Below are 7,028 nucleotides of genomic sequence, written 5' to 3' on the forward strand. Positions count from 1 at the left end.
GATCGTCGATTCCACACCTTGCTACTGTTCTCATCCCTCCGTTCTTGTGCAAAAAAGTGGCTGCCTGGCCGGAACAACTCGCTGATTTTTCAGCAATTAGCGATGTGGTTCACATTTATAGTCTCGGAATACACCGCCTTTACCTGTAGTGAACTTAAATGCTTTACTCACTTCTTTAAATGCTGTTAATCAGCAAGGAACAGAGGCAAGGCATGACAACCATAAATAATAAAGGTCAGACAGAGGATACGAAAAAGCGCATCTGGGCGATCGTTGGCGCGTCATCGGGGAACCTGGTGGAGTGGTTCGACTTCTACGTCTACTCATTCTTCTCACTCTATTTTGCCCATATCTTCTTCCCGCAAGGCGATACCACCACGCAGTTGTTACAGACGGCCGGCGTATTTGCTGCCGGATTCCTGATGCGGCCTATCGGCGGCTGGCTGTTCGGCTACATTGGTGACAAGCACGGGCGCAAAAGCGCCATGCTGATATCGGTCTGCATGATGTGTTTTGGATCACTGGTGATCGCCTGTTTACCCGGCTATGACGCTATCGGCATCGCAGCACCGATCATTCTGCTGCTGGCGCGCATGTTCCAGGGATTATCAGTAGGCGGTGAATATGGCACCAGTGCGACCTACATGAGTGAGGTGGCGCTGGAAGGACGCAAAGGTTTTTACGCCTCATTCCAGTATGTCACGCTGATCGGTGGCCAGCTGGCTGCGGTGCTGACGGTGGTAGTGCTGCAGTTTATGCTGAGCGATGCAGAGCTGCGTAGCTGGGGATGGCGCATTCCGTTCTTCCTCGGCGCACTGCTCGCCGTGGTCGCATTATGGTTACGACGCTCTCTCGAAGAGACTTCAGATAAGACGAGTCGTGAACATCGCGATGCGGGCAGCGTGATGGGATTGTTACGTAATCATACCCGTCCGTTCCTGATGGTGCTGGGCTTCACTGCCGGTGGATCCCTGAGTTTCTATACCTTCACCACCTATATGCAAAAGTATCTGGTCAACACCTCGGGTATGGATCCTAAAACCGCCAGCGGCCTGATGACCGGCGCACTACTGGTCTTCATGTTACTGCAACCGGCTATCGGTGCGCTGTCGGACAAAATTGGTCGTCGTACTTCAATGATGATTTTTGGTGCCGGAGCGGCAATGTGTACTGTGCCAATCCTGACTCTGCTGCAGAATGTTCAGAGCCCGGGCGTCGCCTTCCTGTTAATCATGCTGGCGCTGCTGATCACCAGTTTCTACACCGCCATCAGCGGCATTCTTAAAGCAGAGATGTTCCCACCCCAGGTCCGTGCATTAGGCGTCGGGCTTTCTTACGCAGTGGCGAATGCTATCTTCGGCGGATCGGCGGAGTACGTGGCATTGCTGATGAAGCAACAGGGGATAGAGACGACCTTCTTCTGGTATGTCTCAGCGATGGGTGCGGTGGCCTTTGTGGTGTCGCTGTTACTGCACAAGCGGGGGAAAGGGATTCAGCTGTAACCCCGTTACTGACTGAGATTCCATAAGGCGATGCCGCTGGCAGTACCGGCGGCATCCCAGGCAAAATCTTTCCAGCTCCAGCCGCTACCCGCTGGGCGGCTGTCATACCACTCCTTTCCCGCCCCGAGACTGAGCGAAAGCATGATCCCCAGCGTATGACTTTGCCGGGTTGAGAGATGCTGACGCTGACCATATTCACTGCCCGCCGCAGCCAGTGCCGCAGAGGCGACAAAGTGTTCTGCTTTATCGCGCCCGGTCCAGCGATCGTCGGCCATATGAGCACATCCACTACACAACAACATAGCAAACAGCAAAATTCGCATAGTGGATGGGTGCCTTATTGCGGGCGAGGGTTAAAGGATGCGGCTGATTAACCGATCGATACGGATCCGACGCAGACGACGGATGAGCTTACGCACTTTAGCCGGATAGTCGGCAATGCTCTCCAGCTCGCGGAAATGCCCCACCACCGTGGTGTGCTGACGAATCAGCGTCAGCTCTTTTTCGCGTTGATCCGCCAGCTGCTGCAGTGGATCGTGAATCAGCACCGCATTTTCCAGATCGAGCCGCCAGGCGCGAGGGTTGAGATTATTACCGGTAATCAGCTGCCATTCATCATCCACCCACATGCCCTTGAGGTGATAACTGTTATCGCCATCTTTCCATAACCGCACTATCAGCTGATCGTTGGTGACGTAATACTGCAGCCGGCTCAGGAAGCGGCGCAGGTTAATTTCATACAGATAGGGCAGGGCGCCAATAATTTTAAAGGGCTGATCGGGGGCGATATAGAAGTCATTAGCGGTCTTGTCGCCCACGATAATCTCAACCTGTTTTCCCTGACGCAGCAGATGAATAATGTTACGCACCAGTAAAGCTGGCAGATTGAAGTAAGGCGTGCAGATAGTCAGTTTCTGTTCAGCACAGGGCATCAGGTGGAAGATGGTTTTGTTGAGCAGGCTATGCTTGCCCAGCCCGACCAGCGGCGTCACCGCCAGCTCTTCATTGCTGGCATTACCTTCAAACTGATAGTTGAATCCCCTTAGATCCTGACGAAACTGACGCGTTTCATTTTTGATTTCCGGGCTGGACGGGCGCTCGGCAAAATCGAGCCGGTTGACGGCCTCTGCCTGCTTCAGATTGAGGTTGATCCACGCGTACATGGTATCCGCCAGCTGCGGATTACGGATAATCTGGTAGCGGTCATAACGATATTTTTCATGCTGATGCAGGTAAACATCGTTAATACTGGCGCCGCTGTAAATCAGCTCGTCATCAATAATGAAACCTTTCAGATGCAGCACACCCAGCGCTTCGCGGGTGTTGACCGGAATGCCATACACCGGGATGGCAATATCAGCATGCTGAGTGGCCATATCACAATACCAGTCGGCATTGGTCAGGCCGCGTGCGGCGCCGATGCGTCCACGCTGCGCCCGATGCCAGTCAACCAGTATGGAAATATCGAGCTCTGGACGTGCCTGTTTCGCTGCATAGAGGGCGTCCATCACCGCACGACCCGCGTCGTCGTTTTCCAGATAAAGCGCCGCGATGCAGATACGGGTCTGCGCTGCCGCGATTTTCTCCAGCAGCGTCTGACGAAATTCGGCAGGCGAGTAAAGTGTCGACACATCCGCAACGGATTGTGACAGTTTCGGCAGCTGTGCGAGGTGTTGTTGGTGTTTATTACGTTTAAATTTAGACAACATCACAGTGCACTTTTTCTCTGTTCATTGCATGGCCTTTTGCCATCAAATCAGGGTCATAACGACAAATAATAACATCAAGTGTCGAAATCAGGGCGTTTTTTACCTTTCTCTACAAGGTTAGCTTAACGCATCCTGCAGCGACAGTTTCAGGCTGACAATACCGTCATCCAGTTGAATATCAACATGAAAGTTTAGCTTGCGCGCCAGGGTAATCATGCCGCGATTATGCGGCATAGTGATACCGTTCAATTGTTGCAAGCCGTGATGCCGGGTGTAGCGGATCATCTTCTCCAGCAACCGGCGGCCCATGCCGAGCCCTTTAAGATCGGATCGCACCAGCACGGAAAACTCGGCGTCAATGTTATCGGCATCGGAGATGGCGCGGGTCACGCCGATAATTTCTGGCTTCCCCTGCTGCTGACGCACCGCTACGATCGCCATCTCACGGTCATAATCGATTTGCGTCATGTTGGCGAGATCCTCATGAGTAAACTCACTGATTTCGCTGAAGTAACGGTAATAGAGATCTTCTTTGGTTACCTGGCCGATAAAGTCGCGCAGCAGCGGTTCATCTTCAGGCAGGATAGGGCGGAACAGGCAGCTCTGCCCATCTTTTAACTGCACCTGTTCTTCCAGATGCTGCGGATAAGGGCGGATCGCCAGTCGTGCTTCGTTATCGCCGCTGAACGGTGCCAGCGTGAGGGTGACATCCAGCAGCGTAAAGTCGTTACCGGCCGCCAGCAGCGGATGAATATCCAGCCGATGAATCTCCGGGCAGTCCACCACCAGGTTGGAAACCTGTACCAGCAGCTGACTGAGACCGGCAATATCCAGCGGATTGAGGGCGCTTCGGCTGCGAATTTTGCCACTTTTGATCGCCTGGATGACCAGATAGCGCGCCAGGGTCATATTCAGCGGCGGCAGCGCCACGGCGGCTTGTTTATCCGCCTGCCATTCAACCCCGCCTTCGCCCAGCATGATGATCGGGCCGAACAGTGCATCCTGTTCCACCACCACCCGAAGTTCCTGAGCTCCGGCCCGGTTCGCCATGCTTTGAACCAGCAGGCCTTCAATTCGTGCCTGCGGCAGTGTTTGCCGCACCCGATCAAAGATTGCCTCGGCGGCGCGTTCGACTTCGCTAGCGTTGCGAAGATAGAGCATCACACCCTGGACATCTGATTTGTGGGCGATATCGGGCGAACGCAGCTTCAGCGCTACCGGATAGCCAATCTGATCGGCAATCGCCACCGCTGCGGCGCTGTCGCTGGCGATCCAGGTCGGCAGCGTCGCCAGACCGTAGGCCTGAAGCACCGGTTGCACCTCGTGGGTATCCAGCGCCGTAATACCGCGCTCGAGCGCCTGTGACAGCAGCTGGTGGGCGTGTGCGCTGTCCTGGGTCAGGCTGGCTGGCAGAGCGGGCGTCTCACGCAGCTGCTTCTGATTGCGCCGGTATTCAACCTGATGCATAAACGCCGTCACGGTGCCTTCCGGCGTCCGCCAGGTCGGTATCCCCGCCTGGGTAAAGGCACGACGCGCAGCCTGAGAGGAGAATTCGCCGCTCCAGTTGGTCAGCAGCGTGACCTGCTTGCCGCGCGGGTGAGCCGCAATGGCGGCGATCAGACGCCCGGCCGTTTCGGTCGCGGGCGCCACCGCGCTCGGAGCATGAATAATCATCAGCGCATCCAGCTCATGACTGTCGAGCAAACACTCGACGCAGGCTACGTAACGATCCGGCGTGGCGTCATCTTTCAAATCCAGCGGGTTGCCGTGACCGGCACCGGCGGGCAACAGGGCTTCCAGCTGCTGACGCATCTCATCACTGAGCTGGGCCAGCTTGCCGTTACGTGCATACAGCTCGTCCAGCGCCAGCGCAGCGGGCGCGGCACCGTTACTGATAATCATCAATCGCTCACCGCGCAGCGGACGCATGTGGCTCAGTGACTCGACGGCAGAGAACAGCTCGTGGGTATCCTGCACCCGCAGTAAGCCGGCGCGCTGAATGGCGGCGTCCCAGGCCGCATCCAGCCCGCTGTGGCTGCCGAGCAGCGCCTGCGCCTGACGGCTGCGGCCACTCTTGATCACCAGGATGGGCTTATTGCGTGACGCGCTACGCGAGGCGGAAACAAAGCGCCGGGCATCGCTGAGGTGTTCGAGATAGAGCAGGATGGCACTGGTTTTACCGTCGCGCGCCAGAAAATCGAGCAGATCATCGACGTCAGTGTCCAGGCTATCTCCCAGCGCGATGAACCAGGAAAAGCCGAGATTCCGCTGTTGCGCCCAGTCGAGGATGGTATTGGAGACCGCGGCAGATTGTGAGATGAATGCGATGCGTCCTTTGGCAATCGGCACCGGCGAGAAGCTGGCGTTCAATCCTTGCCAGGGGGCCAGCAGGCCAAGACTGTTGGGTCCCAGCAGCCGTATCTGCCACTGGCTGGCACAGGCTTTGAGCTCTTCCCGCTGGCTGGCGGGAGCAGAGAGAATAATACAGGCCTTGCAGCCTTTTTCACCCAACTGCCGCAGCAGTGTCAGATTACGTTTTGAATGGGTGCAGATGATGGCCAGATCCGGCGCAAACGGCAGACTGTCGATGTCAGGCCAGGCCAGCACACCGCTGACGGCTTTATATTTAGGCGTGACCGGCAATACCGGACCGCTAAAACCGCCGGCCAGCAGGTTACGCATCATAAAGTAACCGGCACGTCCCGGCGTTACCGAGGCGCCGATTACCGCAATAGATTTGGGTCGTAACAGCGCTTCCAGTCCGCGTTGGCTCATCTCGCCCTCCAGAGATCGGGATTTGCGTGATTGTAAACGCTTTTCGCTGTCAGTGCTCCCGGGCAGATCGCAGGCTGAGCAATCGAATCCGCTCAGTCGGGGGCGATGCTGAACACTGGCATCGCTTAACCCGAGGCGGGATGATGCGGCTTGCCTGCCAGATAGGCGGCGCGGAACTGTTCAAAATGGTGGGATAACGCCCTGGCCGCCTGGCGATCGCCCGACTGTTCCAGCAGTGCCGCCGCCACTTCAGCGGTGCAGTGCTGACCCTCGCCGTGCGCCTCACGCAGCGTATAGCGCGACGGGGCCGTCACCGTCAGCGACATCACCGGTAAGGCATCGAGCCACGGGCTTTTGCGAAACATCTTACGCGCTTCGGTCCAGGTGCCATCCAGCATAATAAATAGCGGCGGTTTACCGCTGAGTGGCGGAGCGGTCAGCACTTCGCGACCGGCGTCGGCATAGGCGGCCGGGAAGACCACCAGTGGCTGATAATCAGGGTTGCGTACCGCGTCGAGCAGCTGCGGGTCTGGCTCAGTGCGCGACCAGCCAAACGCCTGGGTATCCGGCAGGATATCGGCTATCAGGCGGCCAGTGTTGCTTGGCTTCATCGGCTCAGTATCGAACATCACCAGGCAGAAGCGGCTGCGCGCCGTTTGCGGCACGATTTCACTGCAGAGACAGTTTTTCTCAGGCAGCAGACAGCCCTGACAGCGTAATACGCGATTCCCACGCGCAAGAAAAGGGCGGGTGGCTCGGGCAAGACGTTGGGTGCGCAGGCGCAAAACAGCATTATCAGACATGAGTATTCAGGGCAGGAAAAACCACAGTGTAATCGAAGCGCCGCCGAAAAGGAAAAGGCCAGCGAGGCTGGCCTTAACGGATTAAAGGGACTCGTCGAGCCACTCGTTGAATGGCGCTTTGGGCATCGCGCCATTCAGCATGTCGACCATCTCGCCGTTTTTAAACAACATGATGGTCGGAATACTGCGAATGCGAAAACGGCTGCTGAGCGCCGGTTCTGCTTCGGTATTCACCTGGC

The 7,028-nt window shown here is 56.6% G+C and carries 6 protein-coding genes; 1 reads left to right on the forward strand and 5 read right to left on the reverse strand.

Annotated features, from left to right (window positions below; translation table 11 throughout):
* Positions 1-212: 212 nt before the first annotated feature.
* Positions 213-1,502: an MFS family transporter gene (locus tag HA41_RS18990; RefSeq protein WP_094122059.1), complete on the forward strand. Its 1,290-nt coding sequence runs from the start codon at positions 213-215 to the stop codon at positions 1,500-1,502.
* Positions 1,503-1,507: 5 nt separating this feature from the next.
* Here the strand turns inward: HA41_RS18990 and HA41_RS18995 are convergent, their stop codons facing one another.
* The 5 genes from HA41_RS18995 to HA41_RS19015 all read right to left on the reverse strand — a co-directional run.
* Positions 1,508-1,825 carry a YfiM family lipoprotein gene (locus tag HA41_RS18995; protein WP_094122060.1) on the reverse strand — a complete coding sequence of 106 codons (318 nt, stop codon included), beginning with the start codon at positions 1,823-1,825 and terminating at the stop codon, positions 1,508-1,510.
* Between the two features lie 30 nt (positions 1,826-1,855).
* The gene (pssA, locus tag HA41_RS19000; RefSeq protein WP_094122061.1) at positions 1,856-3,211 is read right to left on the reverse strand and encodes a CDP-diacylglycerol--serine O-phosphatidyltransferase; all 1,356 of its coding nucleotides are present in this window, start codon (positions 3,209-3,211) and stop codon (positions 1,856-1,858) included.
* Positions 3,212-3,328: 117 nt separating this feature from the next.
* Positions 3,329-5,986, reverse strand: a complete 2,658-nt coding sequence (locus tag HA41_RS19005) for a bifunctional acetate--CoA ligase family protein/GNAT family N-acetyltransferase (RefSeq protein WP_094122062.1) — start codon at positions 5,984-5,986, stop codon at positions 3,329-3,331.
* A gap of 125 nt (positions 5,987-6,111) precedes the next feature.
* A complete protein-coding gene (locus tag HA41_RS19010) occupies positions 6,112-6,789 on the reverse strand; it encodes a tRNA-uridine aminocarboxypropyltransferase (RefSeq protein WP_094122063.1) in 678 nt (225 codons plus the stop codon).
* A gap of 81 nt (positions 6,790-6,870) precedes the next feature.
* Positions 6,871-7,028 (reverse strand): thioredoxin domain-containing protein (locus HA41_RS19015; protein ID WP_244175153.1); only part of this gene is annotated, 158 nt, incomplete at its 5' end.

Source organism: Pantoea conspicua, assembly GCF_002095315.1.
Lineage (GTDB): Bacteria > Pseudomonadota > Gammaproteobacteria > Enterobacterales > Enterobacteriaceae > Pantoea > Pantoea conspicua.

Excerpts from the sequence above, each read along its gene's own strand:
- HA41_RS18990 (WP_094122059.1), top strand. The coding sequence starts at position 213 with ATGACAACCATAAATAATAAAGGTCAGACAGAGGATACGAAAAAGCGC.
- HA41_RS18995 (WP_094122060.1), bottom strand. The coding sequence starts at position 1,825 with ATGCGAATTTTGCTGTTTGCTATGTTGTTGTGTAGTGGATGTGCTCAT.
- pssA (WP_094122061.1), bottom strand. The coding sequence starts at position 3,211 with ATGTTGTCTAAATTTAAACGTAATAAACACCAACAACACCTCGCACAG.
- HA41_RS19005 (WP_094122062.1), bottom strand. The coding sequence starts at position 5,986 with ATGAGCCAACGCGGACTGGAAGCGCTGTTACGACCCAAATCTATTGCG.
- HA41_RS19010 (WP_094122063.1), bottom strand. The coding sequence starts at position 6,789 with ATGTCTGATAATGCTGTTTTGCGCCTGCGCACCCAACGTCTTGCCCGA.